Source organism: Streptomyces sp. NPDC049541 (assembly GCF_044465725.1).
Lineage (GTDB): Bacteria > Actinomycetota > Actinomycetes > Streptomycetales > Streptomycetaceae > Streptomyces.
In genome coordinates this window covers 787847-803168 of record NZ_JBITLY010000002.1, presented here as the reverse complement: position 1 = coordinate 803168, position 15322 = coordinate 787847, and the positions used below count along the sequence as shown (strand labels likewise).

Sequence of the window (15322 nt, the reverse complement as noted above, 5' to 3'; positions counted from 1 at the left end):
CTGCCTGTTCACTTCGGGGTTGTCTGGAGCCGGCGCCGGGTTACGCGTCGGCCTTGGCTTGGGTGCGCCGCAGGCGGCCGCGGATGGCGTACCAGCCTGCGACGAGCGCTCCGACGATCAGCGGCAGGCACAGCACGGTGGTGCGGCCGGCGCCTCCGTCGGCGTACATGAGGACCAGGACGGAGGCGAGGAAGGCCAGCGTCACGAGTTCGGTCCAGGGGGAGCCCGGCAGTCGGTAGCTCGGGCGGGTCAGCTCGCCCCTCTGGGTCTTCTTCCAGAAGAGGAGGTGACAGATCATGATCATGCCCCAGGTGGAGAGGATGCCGATCGCCGCGAAGTTCAGGACGATCTCGAAGGCGTCCGCCGGGACCACGAAGTTGAGGCCGACGCCCAGCACACAGATACCGCTGGTGAGCAGGATGCCGCCGTACGGGACCTGGCTGCGGCTCATCACCGAGGTGAACTTGGGTGCGGAACCGGACATCGCCATGGAGCGCAGGATGCGGCCGGTGGAGTACAGGCCGGAGTTGAGCGAGGACATGGCCGCGGTGAGGACGACGAGGTTCATCACGCCGCCGGCCGCCGGGATGCCGATGTTGGACAGCACGGTCACGAAGGGGCTCTCGGCGGCGCTGTACTTGTTCCAGGGCAGCAGCATCGAGAGCAGGACGACCGAGCCGACGTAGAAGAGGCCGACGCGCCACATGATCGAGTTGATCGCCTTCGGCATGATCTTCTCGGGGTTCTGGGTCTCCCCCGCGGCGACGCCCACCAGCTCGACGGAGGCGTAGGCGAAGACGACGCCCTGGATGATCAGCAGCATGGGCAGCAGGCCGTTGGGGAAGACGCCGCCGTTGTCGGTGATCAGGGCCGGTCCGGGGTGGGCGCCGTCGACGGGGTGCTGGGTGACCAGCAGGAAGATGCCGATGCACATGAAGATCACGAGCGCGCTGACCTTGACGATGGCGAACCAGAACTCCAGCTCACCGAAGATCTTGACGGAGATCAGGTTGACCGTCAGCACGACGGCCAGGGCGATCAATGCGATCAACCATTGCGGGATGTCGGAGAACATGCCCCAGTAGTGCGTGTAGGTGGCCACCGCGGTGATGTCGGCGATACCGGTGGTCGCCCAGTTCAGGAAGTACATCCAGCCCGCGGTGTAGGCGCCCTTCTCGCCCAGGAACTCCCGGGCGTAGGAGACGAAGGCGCCGGACGAGGGCCGGTACAGGACGAGTTCGCCGAGGGCGCGCACCACCAGGAAGGCGAAGATGCCGCAGACCGCGTACGCGATGAACAGGGACGGGCCGGCGTCGGCGAGGCGGCCGCCCGCGCCGAGGAAGAGACCGGTGCCGATCGCGCCGCCGATGGCGATCATGTTGACGTGCCGGGACTTCAGCGACTTGCTGTAGCCCGCGTCGCCTGCGTCGACATGTGCGGCCGGTGTGCGCGTCTCTTCTTTGAGGTGCTCGCTCACGCCTCGGGTCCGCCTTCCGTGGGGATGTCCGTGCGCGCGGGGCGCACGATGTCGGTGAGGGTCGTCTCGACGCGGTCGAGGTGGTGCGCCATGGCGTCCACCGCGTCGAGTTCGGAACCGTCCATCAGCGCCTCGACGATCGCCCGGTGCTCGCGGTTGGACTGCTCGCGGCGTCCGCCCAGCTCGTTGAGGAAGGCCGACTGACGCGCCAGTGCGTCACGGATCTCCTCGATGACCCGGCGGAAGACCGGGTTCTGGGCGGCCTGGGCGACAGCGAGGTGGAACAGCGTGTCGAGGGCGACCCACGAGGTGGTGTCGGTCTCCCGCTCCATGCGCTCCAGCAGGTGCGTCAGGTGGTCCAGGTCCTCGGGCGTGCGGCGCTGGGCCGCGTAGCCCGCCACCGGGATCTCCACGTGGCGGCGCACCTCCAGCAGGTCGCTGGCCGCGTAGTCGCCGAAGGTGGGGTCCTCGACGGTGTTCGCGACGACGAAGGTGCCCTTGCCCGTCTTGGAGACGGTCAGGCCCATCGTCTGCAGCGCCCTGAGGGCCTCGCGCAGCACGGGCCGGCTGACCTCGAGGGAGCGGCACAGCTCCGCCTCGGAGGGCAGCTTGTCCCCCACGGCGTACTCGCCGTTCTCGATGGCGGTGCGCAGATGCGCCAGGACCGCTTCCATGGCGCTGATGCGCCGCGGACCCTGACTGGCTGTCTTGCTGTCTGACAGGTTCACGGGAGCGATCCTGCGGGTGACGGGCGGGAGCTGTCAAGGGAGGCGAAAGAGAAGATGGGTAGAGGGCTTCGTGACGAGGCCGCGCCGAAACGCGGAGGACGCTATGGACTGGGATCGGTTCGCAGAGCAGCTGGCGTCTATGGCCCGGGATCTCCTCGCCCAGGACTCGGTCCATGCCACCCTGGAACGGATCACCCACTCGGCCACCGAGCTGGTGGAGGGCTGCGACGCTGCGGGCATTCTGATGCTGCACGGCAAGACGGTGGAGACGCTGGCCCCCACGCAGAAGCTGGTCGTCGACAGCGACCAGTTGCAGGAACGGCTGGGCGAGGGGCCGTGCTTCGATGCCGCCCGCACCGCGGACGGTGAGCGGGTCTTCCGCATCGCCGACTTCACCCGGGAGCAGCCGCTTTGGCCCGCCTATGCCCCGCAGGCACGCGCCCTCGGCCTGGGCAGCATGATGGGGTTCCTGCTGTTCACCGAGGACGAGGAGCTCGGTGCGCTGAACCTCTACTCCCGCAGGCCCGGCGCCTTCACCGCGGCCAGCGAGCTGGCCGGCTGGCTGCTGGCCTCCCACGCCGCGGTCGCCTTCTCGAGCGCCCGCACGCACGCCCAGATGGAACGGGCCGTCGCCACCCGCCACATCATCGGTGAGGCCATGGGCATCCTCATGGGCGCCCACCACCTCACCGAGGAGCAGGCCTTCGACACCCTTCGGCGCTTCTCACAGGAGAACAACATCAAACTCCACGAGGTCGCCCGCCGGGTCTGCGAGCGGGGCACGGTGTCCTGACCACGCGGCGGCTCCCCCGGCTCGTTGTCTGAACCAGAGGAGCCTGGCCGAGCCGGCCCCCAGGGGAACGCCGCAACCCGGCCTCACCCCCAAGTCCCCCGCCAGGCGTCCCTCACGCATCCGGACTGTTGTCACACGTGCGCAAGGAGCCGCGCCAGCGGCCGGGGAACGCGCGCGAGGTCCAGGTGCTCGACCATCGCCTGCGCGTAGAGCGCCTTGCGGCCGCTGTGGGTGCCCATGAAGCGCCGCAGCTGGTGCTCCACGGGCCTCTCCCGCTGGGCCGGCTGGCCCTGGAAGGTGTGGAAGGGGCGGGTCTCGCCCTGGGCCTCGATCACCTGCTGCACGCCTTCGGCTCCGAGCGCACGGATCAGCTCGTCCTCCAGGTCGGCCACGCACAGCTGGAATCCGAGTGCCTCCAGTCCGGCGTGCGTACGAGCGGACCCGAGCCCGACCCGCTCCAGATGGCGCCGGAAGTGCCGCTCCTCGCCGATGTCGCAGAGTCCGGCCAGCGGGAGGCCGAGTCCCGCAGGGCCGCACACGTCCAGGAAACGCCCGATGTTGGTCGCGCCGCCGAGCGGCACCACCGCGACGCCCTGCGCCGCGAGGTCGCGGCCATGGCGTGCGGCCAGCGCTTCGAGCGCGACCTGATCACTGCTTCCCTCGACGAGCACGACCGTCCGCACACCGCCGCCGGCCAGTTGCCGCGCCGCCTCGGCGGCCGCACCCGCTCCCGCTCCCCCGGCCGCCCAGCTGACCAGCGCCCGGCGAAATCGCCCCATCTCGTCCACGAGACCTCGCTTCCCCGCGCCATCGTGGCACGACGGAGATCCCGTACGCACGCGTGTTTTTCCGGGGCAACGCCTGAGGAGACCGGCGGGTAGGGCGCCTGCTCGGCATCGCCGCGCACGACGGGCCCGTCCGTGACTGTGGCCGGCTCCCGACAGGCGCCCCCTCTCCGCGACCGCGGTCAGCTGCTGAGGCCACCCGTGCTGAGCAGACCGAGCAGCAGTACGCCGACGATGATCCGGTAGACGACGAAGGCGTTGAAGGAGTGCTTGGCGACGAACTTCAGCAGCCAGGCGATGGAGGCGTAGGCGACGACGAAGGAGACGATCGTGCCGACGGCCAGCGGGGCGGCGCCCACGCCCGTGCCCAGGGCGTCCTTGAGCTCGTACAGGCCGGCGCCGGTCAGGGCCGGGATGCCGAGGAAGAAGGAGAGGCGGGTGGCGGCGACCCGGTCCAGGTCGAGGATCAGGGCCGTGGACATGGTGGCGCCGGAGCGGGAGAACCCGGGGAAGAGCAGGGCGAGGATCTGGGAACAGCCGACCAGCATCGCGTCCTTGAAGGTGGTGTCGTCCTCACCGCGCTTGTGCCGGCCCATCTGGTCCGCGGCCCACATCACGCCACTGCCGACGATCAGCGAGGCGGCGACCACCCACAGCGAGGCGAGCGGGCCGTCGATGAGCGGCTTGGCGGCCAGGCCCACGACCACGATCGGGATGGTCGCGTAGATCACCCACCAGGCGAACTTGTAGTCGTGGTGGTACCGCTCCTCCTTGTTGACCAGGCCACGGCCCCAGGCGGAGACGATCCGCACGATGTCCTTGAAGAAGTACAGGAGCACGGCGGCGATCGCGCCGACCTGGATGACGGCCGAGAAGCCGACGACGGCCTTGTCGTCGACCGGGATGCTCATGAGCCCTTCGGTGATCTTCAGATGTCCGGTGGAGGAGACGGGAAGGAACTCGGTCAGCCCTTCCACGACTCCGAGGACGGCGGCCTGACCGACGTTGATGACGCTCATGGGATCCAGTTCTGAGGAGTTGGTCGACAGTGCTGTAGACAGTCTTACTACGTGCGGGAGTCGGGCCGGCGGCCTACCCCCACAGGGCCTGGGCGATCGACACCCCGGCGAATGCCGCACCGAGGCCCGCCGCCACACTCCCGAGGACGTTGGCGGCAGCGTAGAGCCCCGCCCCGGTCTCGGTCAGCCGCAGGGTCTCGTAGGAGAAGGTCGAGTACGTCGTCAGGGCCCCGCACAGGCCGGTGCCGAGGAGCAGCTGCAGATGGGGACCGGCGGCCCGCTCGGCCATCGCACCGGTGAGCAGACCGAGGATCAGGCAGCCGGTGACGTTCACCGCGAAGGTACCCCAGGGGAAGACCGAGTCGTGGCGGGACTGCACTGCGCGGTCGGTGAGGTAGCGCAGCGGGGCACCGACCGTGGCGCCCGCGACGACCAACAGCCAGTTCACAACGAGCTCTTACCCTTCATGTCCGTCTTGTCGGAGCCGTTCTCGCGGCCCGCGTACCGGATGACCTCGCAGTCGTCGAGGATGACCAGGCCGTCGTCGACAAGTTCGTCGAGCTGCGGCAGGAACGCGCGGACGCGTTCCTCGGTGTCGACGACGACGATCGCGACGGGCAGGTCCTCGCTGAGCGACAGCAGCCGCGAGGTGTGGATCAGGGACGAGGCGCCGAAGCCCTCGATCCCGCGGAAGACGCTGGCGCCGGCGAGGCCCGCCGCGTGGGCGCGGTGCACGATCTCCGAGTACAGGGGCTTGTGGTGCCAGGTGTCGTTCTCGCCGATGAAGACGGTCAGGCGCAGCGCGCTGCCGGTCAGCCTCGTCATGGCTGCCTCCACTTCAGGACGCGGCGGGCCGCGGCGACCGCGAGCCACACCGCCGAGAGCGCCGCGAGCAGGGTCGCGGCGAGGTAGGCCAGCGCGGTGCGCGGATGGCCGGCGTCGACCAGCTTCTGGATGTCGACGGCGTAGGTGGAGAAGGTGGTGAAGCCGCCGAGCACGCCGGTGCCGAAGAAGGGGCGTACCAGGCGGTGGGCGGCCCACACGTCGGTGATGACGACCATGAACACGCCGATCACGGCGCAGCCGACGACGTTGGTCCAGAAGGTCGCCCAGGGGAAACCGCCGGGCGGGGTGGGCCACCGCAGGGACAGGGCGTAGCGGGCGACGGCTCCTATGGCTCCGCCGAGCGCGATCACCGCGACGACGGGGGCCTGGATGCGCCAGGCGGGCGGTCGCGGGGCGTGGGGGCGGGCGCGGAGGCTCTCGGCTTCCGGGGCTGTCATGGTCGTACGTCTCCTACTCGCCGGGGCCCGGGGCATGCGGGCGCCGCTCCTTCGCAAGTAGGGACCGTTGGCGGCAGCACTGCCGCGGTTCGGGTACGGCGGGCCCCACCGCCGCGCCGCGAGGAGTGCTCGCGGCCGGGCAACAGGGTAGCGCCCGGCCCGGGCACGGGTCACTTCGGGGCCGGTCGCTCGCACACGGCGATGCCCCGCTCCCAGAGGCTGCCCAGGACCAGTTGCCCGGCGGCCTCGCAGACGCTGGTCACCATGCGGTAGCCGGAGTGACGGCGGGCGAGGTGGTGGACGATCGTCCCCTGGTCGTCGACCGCTAGGGCGCCGATGGTGCCGGTGGGGCGGTAGGGGGCGCGGACGGCGATGCGGGCGGCGGCGGCGCGGACGGTGGGGGCGGTGCGGTGCAGCAGGTCGAGCGGGGGGACGCGGGGCCCGGCCAGGGAGACCCAGACCGGGCCGTCGGGGGCGGCCCGCCAGAGGTTGTCGGGCATGCCCGGGAGGTTCTCCACGAAGGGTTCGCTCCGTCCGGTCTTCTCGCCGGTGAGCCAGTAGCGGGTCAGCCTGCGGGCGCCGGTCTCGGCGACGACCAGGAACGATTCATCAGCGCTGGGCGCCAGGCCGTTGGCGAACTGGAGCCCCTCCAGCAGGACTTCGGGACTCTCGCTGCCCGGGGCGAGGCGCAGCAGACGGCCGGTTCCGGTGTGTTCGACGATGTCGCCGATCCACTGGTCCAGCGGGTAGCGGCGGCTGGAGACGGTGAAGCAGACACTGCCGTCGGACAGGGCGACCGCATTGCTGCAGAAGCGCAGCCTCTCCCCCACCACCGAGTCGGCGAGGATCCGCACGATGCCCTCCCGGAGGTCGACGCGCAGCAGCCCGAGTTCGGCGTCGCACACCAACAGGGCGTCGTCCGGGAGAAGTTCGAGGCCGAGCGGCCGGCCGCCGGTTTCGGCGAGCACCTCGACGCGGGCGGCCGAGGGCTCGGTCAGTCCGTCGATGCGCAGGATGCGGCCGTCCTCCACTCCGGTCAGCACCCGGCCGTGGGCGTCGGCGACGACGTCCTCGGGGCCGCGGCCGCCGATGGCGACGTACCGCAGCGGGACGAGTTCACTGGGACGGTCCATGAAAACCTCCTTGTCGAGGTCGGGACAGCTCATGCTGGCATGTGTAGGGATGCCCGTCGGGTGCCGCGTCACCCGATCAGGTTTACCGGGATGCTTTCTGGCCACTCAGGACATCACCACCGGTAGCCCCGGCCGGAGGAAGGGGTGGTCCCCATGTCACGGCTGGCCGCCTGGCACCGGCTGGGGCTTGCCGAGCTGCACCGGCGCGGCAACGAGCTGGAGCTGATGCACCGGTCGATGGGGTTCGCGACACTCGCCCTGGTCACCCTGGCGCCGCTGCTGATCGTGGTGGCCGCGGCGGATCCGCTGGGGCACGGCGGCTTCGCGGGGTGGCTGGTGGACGGCATGGCCCTCAACGGCCGGTCCGCCGACGCGCTCGCGCATGTCTTCGGCCCGACCCGCAAGGTGATCAGCACCACCAGCGCGCTGAGCCTGGCGCTGCTCGCGTTCTTCGGCATGTCCTTCGCCTCCAGCGTGCAGAACGGCTACGAGCGGATCTGGAAAACGGCCGCCGCTCCGTGGCACCACCTGTGGCGGCACGCGATCTGGCTGATCATGCTGATGGCGTACCTGTACGCCCAGGTACAGACCCGGACCGTACTGGAGGGCCCGTCCCGCATCCTGCTCAGCATGGGGGTCGGCGTGCTGTTCTTCTGGTGGGGGCCGCACTTCCTGCTCAACCACCAGGTGCCGTGGCGCTATCTGCTGCCCGGTGCGCTCGCCACGATGGCGGGACTGGTGGGCCTGCGCGGCTTCTCGTATCTGGTCTTCACCCCGCTCCTGGTCACCAACGCCATCAGCTACGGCCCGGTCGGCACGGTCCTGGTGGTGGAGTCCTGGCTGGTCGGGGTGGGGTTCGTCGTCTACGGCGGCGCCCTTTTGGGGCGGCTCATATGCGAGTGGCTCGGACACCTCGACGAGCCGCCGGACCAGCCCGGCCGGACGGCACAGGCACCGACGGACAGCGGGCAGGGGCCGCCGGCGATGCGTTCCTAGCGCGGCAAGGTGGGCGAGGCCCGGCCGCATCCCAGCCGTTGCCACTGACCGCGGTCCAGGTCGCCTCCCAGTACAAGACGCTGAGGCCCTTGTTGCCGGGTAGGCCTCCACGATGTTCGCGACGGCGTTCATTCCAGGCCGGCTGCCCGGACAGCCGGGGACCAGCTCGCCGGTGGTGTCGATCTGGTCGGTGAGCGAGTCCTTGCTGTCCGGCAGGAACGGGTAGGCCGTCTCGGCGCTGAACACCGGCTTGCCGTGACGGGAGACCACGTCGTCCAGGGTGGTCTGCCTGGCGCCCAGTGAGCCGTGGCCGGGCACGTCGACGGGGTGCTGCTGGTCTCCAGCCACTCAGGGGACCGTGCCGCCGAGCAGCTGCGCGAGGCTGGGGTGCCCCTCGTCCAGTGCGGCAAGCCCACGGGGCTGGGCTCCAAGGTGAGTCATGTGGCCGCGGACGACCGGGACGGCGTCCGCGACATGGTGCGCCACCTGCTGTCGCGGGGTCGCCGCAGGATCGGCATGGTGCGCGGCCCGCTGGACACCCCGCGCGGCGTCGACCGCCTCGCCGGCTACACGGAGGTGCTCACGGAGGCGGGCGTCGAGATCGACATGGCACAGGGCGCCCTGACGGCGCTGCGCCGGGCGGGCCGCCGCGTGCCCGAGGACGTGTCCGTGGGCCGCTTCGACGACTCCGTCGCGGCGACGGAGGCCACCGCCGACCTCACCACGATCCGCCAGCCCTACGACCGCATCAGCTCCGCGCCGCCGGTGCGTCCTCGGCGTCCGCCGACCCGTCAACCGGTCAGGATCGGAGAAGCCGGTTCCCCCTCCCCCGCCCTAGCGTGAATGCACCGACGAAATCCGTCGGCCACCACTGCGGAGGAGCACACCATGACCGCCGGACTCAAGACGATCATCTACCCCGTCAAGGACCTCGCCCGGGCGAAGGCCCTCTTCGGCGCCCTGCTGCAGGCGGAGCCGTACGCGGATGCGCCGTACTACGTCGGCTTCAAGGACGCCGGGCAGGACGTCGGCCTCGACCCCAACGGCCACGCGAAGGGTCTCACCGGGCCGGTGCCGTACTGGCACGTCGACGACATCCGGGGCCGGCTCGCCGCCCTGGTGGACGCGGGTGCGGAGGTGGTGCAGGACGTTCAGGACGTGGGCAACGGCAGGCTGATCGCCTCGCTGAAGGACGCCGACGGCAATCTGGTCGGACTGCTCCAGGACCCGCCCGCCTGACCACCCGCGGGCTGCATGCACCCGCATTCATTGCACAGTCAACTAATGGTTGATTCGGTGTTACCGTGCAGGTATGGCAGTGAAGACGGCCGAGTCCCGGCTCGAGGAGAGATGGCGCGACATCCTCTCCGTGCATGCCCGCACGATGTGCGAGATCGACCGGGCCCTGCACCCGCACGGCCTGGGCGCGAGCGATTTCGAGGTGCTCGACCTCCTCGCGTCCGAGGCGCCCGGCGAGGGCGACCAGTGCCGGGTGCACAACCTCGCGGGACGGGTCCATCTCAGCCAGAGCGCCCTGTCGCGGCTCATCGCCCGGCTGGAGAAGGACGGCCTGGTGGAGCGTTCCGTCTGCACGGAGGACCGCCGCGGAGTGTATGTCGCCCTCACGGCCAAGGGCCGCGACCTGCACACCGAGGTGCTGCCGCTGCAGCGCGAGGTGCTGGCCCGGCTGCTGGGCGGCCGGGCCGCGACCCACGGTTCTTCCTAGTTCTTCTCAGAGCCGGCGCTGAGCTCTCGGACTCTCGGCGTCACAGCTGTCCGGCCGTCTGCTCCCCGGCCGCGCTGCCTGCGAGCCACTCGGACCAGCTCAGGTTGAAGGCGGCGTAGCCGTTGTCGGCCGAGGCCTTGCCACGGGGCGAGCCGGTGACGGTGACCGGGTCGCCCTGCTTGACCTGGCCGTAGAACCACTTGGCGTCCGACATGGACAGATGGACGCAGCCGTGCGAGCCGCGGGCGCTGCCGCTGCCCGGGTTGGGGTCACCGGTCGAGTAGTGGACGTAGGTGCCGGACTGGGTCAGGTGGACGTCCCAGGGCAGCGTCAGGTCGTAGAAGTTGGGGCTGCTCTTGTCACAGCTGATGCCGACGCTGCAGGAGGTCATGTGGACCTTCTCCTGCTTGTCGATGACGGCCATCGTGCCGTCCCAGGTCGGGTACTGGGCGCTGCCCGCATTGATCGACAGGGTGCGCACCAGCTTGCCGTTCCGGGTCACCTTCATGGTGTGGCCGGTCACCGAGACGTCCGCGCGCACGTCGTCACCGATGGTGAAGGTGTGCGTGTAGCCGTGCACGCCGTAGCGTCCGTTGCCGTTGCTGACGCCCTTCAGGTCGGCGTCGATCTTCACCTTCGTGCCGGAGGGCCAGTACGTCTTCGGCCGCCAGTCGGCGCGCCGGTCGCCCATCCAGTGCCAGGCGCCGACCACCGGCTGCGAGGCGCTCACCTTCATGTGCTTCTCGACAGTGGCCCGCGCCTTGGCCGCCACCGGGTTGGTGAAGATCACCGAGATCGGCATGGCCACACCGACCGTGGTTCCGGTCTGCGGGGTGATCGTGTCCAGCAGCATCGGCGGACCCGCGGGCTTCGTCGGTGACGGCGAGGCGCTCGCGCTCGCCTTGCCCGCCTTTCCGTCGTCCGCGGCCGCCTTGCTGCTGCCGGCTCCACCGCAAGCACTCGTACCCGCCAGCACCGCGACCGTGACGAGTGCGATCCCTATGCCCTTGCGCCGTCCCACGAACTGCCCCGCTCTCTCGCTCCTCGGCCCTGAGGGGCCTGCTTCCCTGTCAGACAGTTACGACACGGGCCGCAGTTGCATCAGGCGGGCAGATCTTTAGTGATCCATGTCACTCCGGCGCGGAGCCGCGCAGTCACTCCGGCGCGGAGCCTCGCAGCATGAACGCGATCACGTCGTCCAGCCCGTGCTCGTCCACCTCCGGGGGCAGCATGCCGGTCACCGCGAGATCGGCGTAGCCGTGCAGGGCCGCGAACACCGGAAGGCCGACGCGCTCCATCGGGCCCTCCCGTACCGCGCCCTGGGCCTGCCCCTCGCCGATCAGCCGGACGACCAGCTCAGACCAGCGCTGCTCGGCCGCGCGCAGCGCGTCGGACGCCTCTGGATCGTGCTTGATCGAGTACATCAGGTCGAGCAGCTCGGCGTTGTCCCGGGCGAAACCCACATACGCCCGCACCATCGCGTCGAGCCGCTTGGCGAACGCCTCCCCCACGCCGTCCTGTGAGGCGCCGAGGACAGCGGTGAGCCGCTCGAATCCGGTCAGCGCGAGCGCGTCCAGCAGGGCCTGCTTGTCCTTGAAGTGACGGCTCGGCGCGGCATGGCTGACGCCGAGGTCGCGGGCGAGTTCACGCAGGGAGAGCGCGGCCGGCCCCTTCTCCCGGAGCGTGTCCTCGGCACGGGTCAGCAGCGCGGCGCGGAGGTCCCCGTGGTGGTAGCGGCGGTTGCGGGTGTGCATGGGCGTCAGTGTATCGGTCATGTTTATGCCGCCTACATTGTTGACGCCGCCACCATTGTTGTCATTGACAGCATTGTTGACACCGCCTACATTGACGGCCATGACTACTTCATCCAGCAAGTGGAACGTGACCGACATCCCTGACCAGACCGGCCGCACCGCCGTCGTGACCGGCGCCAACAGCGGGCTCGGCATCGCCACCGTCGAGGCGCTGGCCGGCGCGGGGGCGCATGTGGTGCTCGCCGTGAGGGACGTGAAGCGGGGCGAGGCCGCCGCCGCGGGCGTGCGAGGGAGTGTGGAGGTGCGCCGGCTCGACCTCGCCGATCTCGCCTCGGTGCGCGAGTTCGCCGCCGGCTGGCAGGGCGGGCTCGATCTGCAGATCAACAACGCCGGTGTCATGAACATCCCGGAGGCGGCCACCAAGGACGGCTTCGAGATGCAGTTCGGCACCAACCACCTGGGGCACTTCGCCCTGACGAACCTGCTGCTGCCGCACATCACCGACCGGGTGGTGACGGTGTCGTCCGGTGCGCACAAGATGCCGGGCAGCCCGCGCATCCACTTCGACAACCTCAACCTCACCGGCGAGTACGCGCCCATGACGGCATACAGCCAGTCCAAGCTGGCCAACCTGCTCTTCACCCTCGAACTGCAGCGCCGCCTCGCCGAGTCGGGCTCGTCCGTACGCGCCCTGGCCGCCCACCCCGGCTATGCCGCCACCAACCTCCAGAGCCATGACGGCAGTGCACTGCGCCGCGCCCTCATGCGGGTCGGCAACCGTTTCATGGCCCAGGACAGCAGGGCGGGCGCACTGCCCACGCTGTACGCCACCGTGCAGGACCTGCCCGGCGCGAGCTACGTCGGACCGGACGGCCTGGGCGAGATGCGCGGCGCCCCGACCCTGGTCGGCCGCTCACGGGCGGCCAGTGACCCGGCAACCGCCCGCCGTCTGTGGACGGTCTCCGAGGAGCTCACCGGGGTGGCCTTCCCGCAGCCGGCTTCGGTCCCGGCTTGAGCGCTCCGCGGGCTGTGCCGATGTGCGGCTCCGCCGGGGGGCCGCATCTGGCCGTCGATCGCGGGCCCGTACGGGCCGGTAGCGCCGCGCGGCGCAGCCGCCACGGCCCCCTGCCCCGCGCCCCTTCAGGGACGCTGCCGCACTGCCGCGGACTTCGCCGGTCTGCTCAGCCCGCCATCAGGTCGTTCTCGACGGCGGGCGCCACCCGGTCGAACCAGACTTGCGTCTGGGCCGGTTCGAGCACGCGGTCCACTTCGAGCGTGGGCGTCATGTGCTCGAAGACACGGCCGAGTCCCATAACGAAGGTGCCCTTGGGCGCATGCAGGACGAGCACACGGGTGCCGTCGAGCGGTTCGATGTCGGCGGGAATGCCCTCGGGGTACACATACGCGCCATGCCCGTCGAAGAGGCGGAAGCGGCGTATCGCGGGATCGCTCGTGCCCAGGTTCGGATCGCCGTCGGTGGCCGCCTCGACCCATGAGCGTGCCGGGCGCTCCCCCGCCACCAGCCCCCGCTCGGGATCGCCGATCAACCGGTCCGCGAGGAGAGTGTGCAGCTGGTAGTTGTCCCCGATGCCGCCCATGGTCAGGGCGTACCCCCTGCGGGTGCGCGGGTCCAGGACGAGCAGCGGTTCGTCGTCGAGGACCGCGGCCAACTGCCCGACCCAGGCGGCGCGTTGCGAACGGTCGGCGACCGCGGCGGCGCGCTCGCGCAGTTCGGTCTTGACCGGGGCGGCGACGGCCGTCCGGAAGGGGGCGCGGACGAGGAGTGTGATCAGCGCCTTGAGCCAGTCCTCCATGTCGAACCATGACATGGCCATCCGGGTCAGGGACCCGTCGTCGACGTCCCGCCGGGCCAACTTGCCGAGGGTCTTCACCAGCCGGTCGCAGCTCGCGCTCACCGGCTCCGGCAGCGGCCTCCACCGGGTCGCCCTGGCCCAGAACTCCGGCACCGCCGCATTGAGCATCATGGCTTCCGAGGCCCGCTGCGGCAGGACGTCGACCAGGGCCATGGGCGAGCCGCCCCACTCCACGCACGCTCCCGCCAGCACAGCCGTCATGGCGTAGTCGCCCTGCAGGCCGCGCAGCCACGGGGCGAGCGCCTCGATCACCGCGGTCGCACTCTCGGGGCCGCCGGTGCGGGCGGCCTCGCCGAGCCGGTGCAGGGTCTGGCGGTATCCGGGGCCGGAGCGGGACATCATCTGCGCGACGAGGTCGTCGACGAGCGAGGTGATCTCTGTGGGCACGGCCGCACGCTAGCACCGGCCCCCGGACGGCCCGTGATCACGGACCGCTTCCGGCAGACGGGCCCGGCTGCCCCGGCCGGTGCTCGCCGGGTCTGCGGTCCGCCGGTCTGCGGGGCGGGATCGGCGTCGAAGCGAAGGCACGCGGCCCCGTCCACAGGGCGGGTACCGCATCGCAGCGATGGCACATCTCGTAGGCGATCGCCTCGTAGTTGACCCGCCAGCCCTGGAAGTGCGGCCAGGCGTCGGCGACGCTGCGCTCGGCGTGGAAGCCCGCCGTCTCCAGCATCGCGACGGCGGCCTCGAACTCGCCGTAGGTCAGACGCAGGGCGGCGTCCGGAGGAGGATCCGGGTCGAAGGGGAAGCGCTGGACGCGGGCGATGTCGCGCAGCGCGGTGAAGCCGGCCCGCAGCACCAGGCGGGCCTCCGGCGGGGCGGTGCGCGGGGTGAGCGCCAGCTGTACGGCTGCCGCGTCCATCACCGCGACCAGGCCCACCAGCCAGTGCCGGTAGGGCCGGGGTGAGCGGAACGCCATCAGGACCGGGTACGTGGAGTGGCTCTCGCCGATGTCGGAGGCGAGCCGCTCCCAGGCCCGGTACAGCTCCGGCAGCGCGGTCTCGGTGTCGACCAGCCACTGCCTGGCCAGGATCTCCGGGCCCCAGGCGGGCTCACCGGCGCGGGACTGCAGCAGGGTCACCTCCAGCTCGCGTCGGTTGTAGGCGGCGTAGAGGGTGGGCAGGTAGGCGATCTGCAGGGCGATCAGGACCGGTCCTGTGGCCGCCGCGACGAAGTCGAGCACGGAGAGCCGCAGCCGGGCCCCGCTGGCGAAGCCGAGGGTGAGCAGGCTGGAGCCCGCCTCCCGGAAGGAACTGCCCCAGGACAGCCCGGACACGGCGTGCAGCAGCAGCCCGAAGCCGGCCAGGGCTCCGCCGAGCCAGGTCGCGAGCATGCCGATGAGGATCAGCGGGGCGAGCCAGGTCTGTGCGCGGTCGACGGCGCCGTAGCCGCCGCGTATCGCGCCCAGCCGCAGCAGGCGGCGCAGCAGCCACCACAGCCGGTACACAAGCATCGAGTAGAGCCCGCGCGGCACCACCAGGGTCCGCACCACGCTGCCGGCCATGACCGCCAGCAGCAGCCCGCCGGCCACGCCGGAGATCCACGTCATGCGGCCATTGTGAACCGCTCCGGCGGGCGGTGATCGGTTACGGCCGTGGAGGCGGGGTCGGGCAGGACGGCCAGGATCGCGGAGACGGTGGGCATGCTGCCGTACCTCTCGCGGGAGGCCGCCATGAGGGTCGAGCACCTCTTGCGCGGTGCTCAGTGCCGCCGGGGAAGCCCGCCGGCCTGGCCATGGCAGCTCTTGGTCCTGC

Annotated in this window: 18 protein-coding genes and 2 pseudogenes; 6 read left to right on the top strand and 14 right to left on the bottom strand. The window is 70.7% G+C overall.

The annotated features are described in order from the left end of the window. Nucleotides 1-40: 40 nt before the first annotated feature. Nucleotides 41-1477 (bottom strand): amino acid permease, encoded by a 1437-nt coding sequence (locus tag ACIBW9_RS10785; protein WP_398953400.1) that lies wholly within the window; start codon nt 1475-1477, stop codon nt 41-43. Beyond that, on the bottom strand, nt 1474-2151 hold the full coding sequence (locus tag ACIBW9_RS10780) for a FadR/GntR family transcriptional regulator (protein WP_398953982.1): 678 nt from the start codon (nt 2149-2151) through the stop codon (nt 1474-1476). The genes ACIBW9_RS10785 and ACIBW9_RS10780 overlap by 4 nt, the downstream gene beginning before the upstream one ends. A gap of 157 nt (nt 2152-2308) precedes the next feature. Here ACIBW9_RS10780 and ACIBW9_RS10775 point away from each other — a divergent pair, with 157 nt between their 5' ends. Continuing rightward, nucleotides 2309-2998 (top strand): GAF and ANTAR domain-containing protein, encoded by a 690-nt coding sequence (locus ACIBW9_RS10775; protein ID WP_398953399.1) that lies wholly within the window; start codon nt 2309-2311, stop codon nt 2996-2998. Nucleotides 2999-3129: 131 nt separating this feature from the next. Here the strand turns inward: ACIBW9_RS10775 and ACIBW9_RS10770 are convergent, their stop codons facing one another. The 6 genes from ACIBW9_RS10770 to ACIBW9_RS10745 form a co-directional block, all read right to left on the bottom strand. Beyond that, nucleotides 3130-3786 (bottom strand): TOPRIM nucleotidyl transferase/hydrolase domain-containing protein, encoded by a 657-nt coding sequence (locus ACIBW9_RS10770; protein ID WP_398953398.1) that lies wholly within the window; start codon nt 3784-3786, stop codon nt 3130-3132. Between the two features lie 179 nt (nt 3787-3965). Then, nucleotides 3966-4802, bottom strand: coding sequence for an undecaprenyl-diphosphate phosphatase (locus tag ACIBW9_RS10765; RefSeq protein ID WP_398953396.1), 837 nt, complete (start codon nt 4800-4802; stop codon nt 3966-3968). Between the two features lie 73 nt (nt 4803-4875). Further along, a complete protein-coding gene (gene crcB, locus ACIBW9_RS10760) occupies nt 4876-5250 on the bottom strand; it encodes a fluoride efflux transporter CrcB (RefSeq protein ID WP_398953394.1) in 375 nt (124 codons plus the stop codon). Next, nucleotides 5247-5627 carry a DUF190 domain-containing protein gene (locus ACIBW9_RS10755; protein WP_398953392.1) on the bottom strand — a complete coding sequence of 127 codons (381 nt, stop codon included), beginning with the start codon at nt 5625-5627 and terminating at the stop codon, nt 5247-5249. Before ACIBW9_RS10755 ends, crcB (ACIBW9_RS10760) begins: the two co-directional genes overlap by 4 nt. Continuing rightward, complete coding sequence (crcB, locus tag ACIBW9_RS10750; protein ID WP_398953390.1) at nt 5624-6085, bottom strand: fluoride efflux transporter CrcB; 462 nt, start codon at nt 6083-6085, stop codon at nt 5624-5626. The genes ACIBW9_RS10755 and crcB (ACIBW9_RS10750) overlap by 4 nt, the downstream gene beginning before the upstream one ends. Nucleotides 6086-6255: 170 nt before the next feature. Then, nucleotides 6256-7218, bottom strand: a complete 963-nt coding sequence (locus tag ACIBW9_RS10745) for an SMP-30/gluconolactonase/LRE family protein (protein WP_398953388.1) — start codon at nt 7216-7218, stop codon at nt 6256-6258. A gap of 153 nt (nt 7219-7371) precedes the next feature. On the opposite strand from ACIBW9_RS10745, the gene ACIBW9_RS10740 reads away from it, so the two are divergent. Then, nucleotides 7372-8214: a ribonuclease BN gene (locus ACIBW9_RS10740; RefSeq protein ID WP_398953386.1), complete on the top strand. Its 843-nt coding sequence runs from the start codon at nt 7372-7374 to the stop codon at nt 8212-8214. Nucleotides 8215-8242: 28 nt separating this feature from the next. Here the strand turns inward: ACIBW9_RS10740 and ACIBW9_RS10735 are convergent. Beyond that, nucleotides 8243-8523 (bottom strand): annotated as a pseudogene (locus ACIBW9_RS10735) (glycosyl hydrolase 53 family protein); the annotation flags it as partial. On the opposite strand from ACIBW9_RS10735, the pseudogene ACIBW9_RS10730 reads away from it, so the two are divergent. The 3 genes and pseudogenes from ACIBW9_RS10730 to ACIBW9_RS10720 all read left to right on the top strand — a co-directional run. Continuing rightward, nucleotides 8524-8970: pseudogene (locus ACIBW9_RS10730) on the top strand (substrate-binding domain-containing protein); the annotation flags it as partial. A 132-nt stretch (nt 8971-9102) separates the two neighbouring features. Further along, entirely contained in the window at nt 9103-9453 is a 351-nt protein-coding gene (locus ACIBW9_RS10725) for a VOC family protein (RefSeq protein WP_398953384.1), read from the top strand. Nucleotides 9454-9526: 73 nt separating this feature from the next. Further along, complete coding sequence (locus tag ACIBW9_RS10720; RefSeq protein ID WP_398953383.1) at nt 9527-9940, top strand: MarR family winged helix-turn-helix transcriptional regulator; 414 nt, start codon at nt 9527-9529, stop codon at nt 9938-9940. Between the two features lie 40 nt (nt 9941-9980). Here ACIBW9_RS10720 and ACIBW9_RS10715 read toward each other — a convergent pair whose 3' ends face one another. Together ACIBW9_RS10715 and ACIBW9_RS10710 are read right to left on the bottom strand one after the other, a co-directional pair. Then, nucleotides 9981-10961, bottom strand: a complete 981-nt coding sequence (locus tag ACIBW9_RS10715) for an Ig-like domain-containing protein (protein WP_398953381.1) — start codon at nt 10959-10961, stop codon at nt 9981-9983. A gap of 133 nt (nt 10962-11094) precedes the next feature. Then, on the bottom strand, nt 11095-11694 hold the full coding sequence (locus tag ACIBW9_RS10710; protein WP_398953379.1) for a TetR/AcrR family transcriptional regulator: 600 nt from the start codon (nt 11692-11694) through the stop codon (nt 11095-11097). A 100-nt stretch (nt 11695-11794) separates the two neighbouring features. Between ACIBW9_RS10710 and ACIBW9_RS10705 the strand changes: the two genes are divergently transcribed. Then, nucleotides 11795-12709 carry an oxidoreductase gene (locus ACIBW9_RS10705; protein ID WP_398953377.1) on the top strand — a complete coding sequence of 305 codons (915 nt, stop codon included), beginning with the start codon at nt 11795-11797 and terminating at the stop codon, nt 12707-12709. A 166-nt stretch (nt 12710-12875) separates the two neighbouring features. Here ACIBW9_RS10705 and ACIBW9_RS10700 read toward each other — a convergent pair whose 3' ends face one another. Genes ACIBW9_RS10700 through ACIBW9_RS10690 form a run of 3 tightly spaced genes read right to left on the bottom strand, consistent with a single transcriptional unit; the run spans nt 12876 to nt 15242 of the window. After that, on the bottom strand, nt 12876-13955 hold the full coding sequence (locus tag ACIBW9_RS10700) for a hypothetical protein (protein WP_398953375.1): 1080 nt from the start codon (nt 13953-13955) through the stop codon (nt 12876-12878). 37 nt (nt 13956-13992) lie between these two features. Next, nucleotides 13993-15117 (bottom strand): hypothetical protein, encoded by a 1125-nt coding sequence (locus ACIBW9_RS10695; RefSeq protein WP_398953373.1) that lies wholly within the window; start codon nt 15115-15117, stop codon nt 13993-13995. Then, nucleotides 15114-15242, bottom strand: coding sequence for a hypothetical protein (locus tag ACIBW9_RS10690; protein WP_398953371.1), 129 nt, complete (start codon nt 15240-15242; stop codon nt 15114-15116). Before ACIBW9_RS10690 ends, ACIBW9_RS10695 begins: the two co-directional genes overlap by 4 nt. Nucleotides 15243-15322 lie beyond the last annotated feature (80 nt).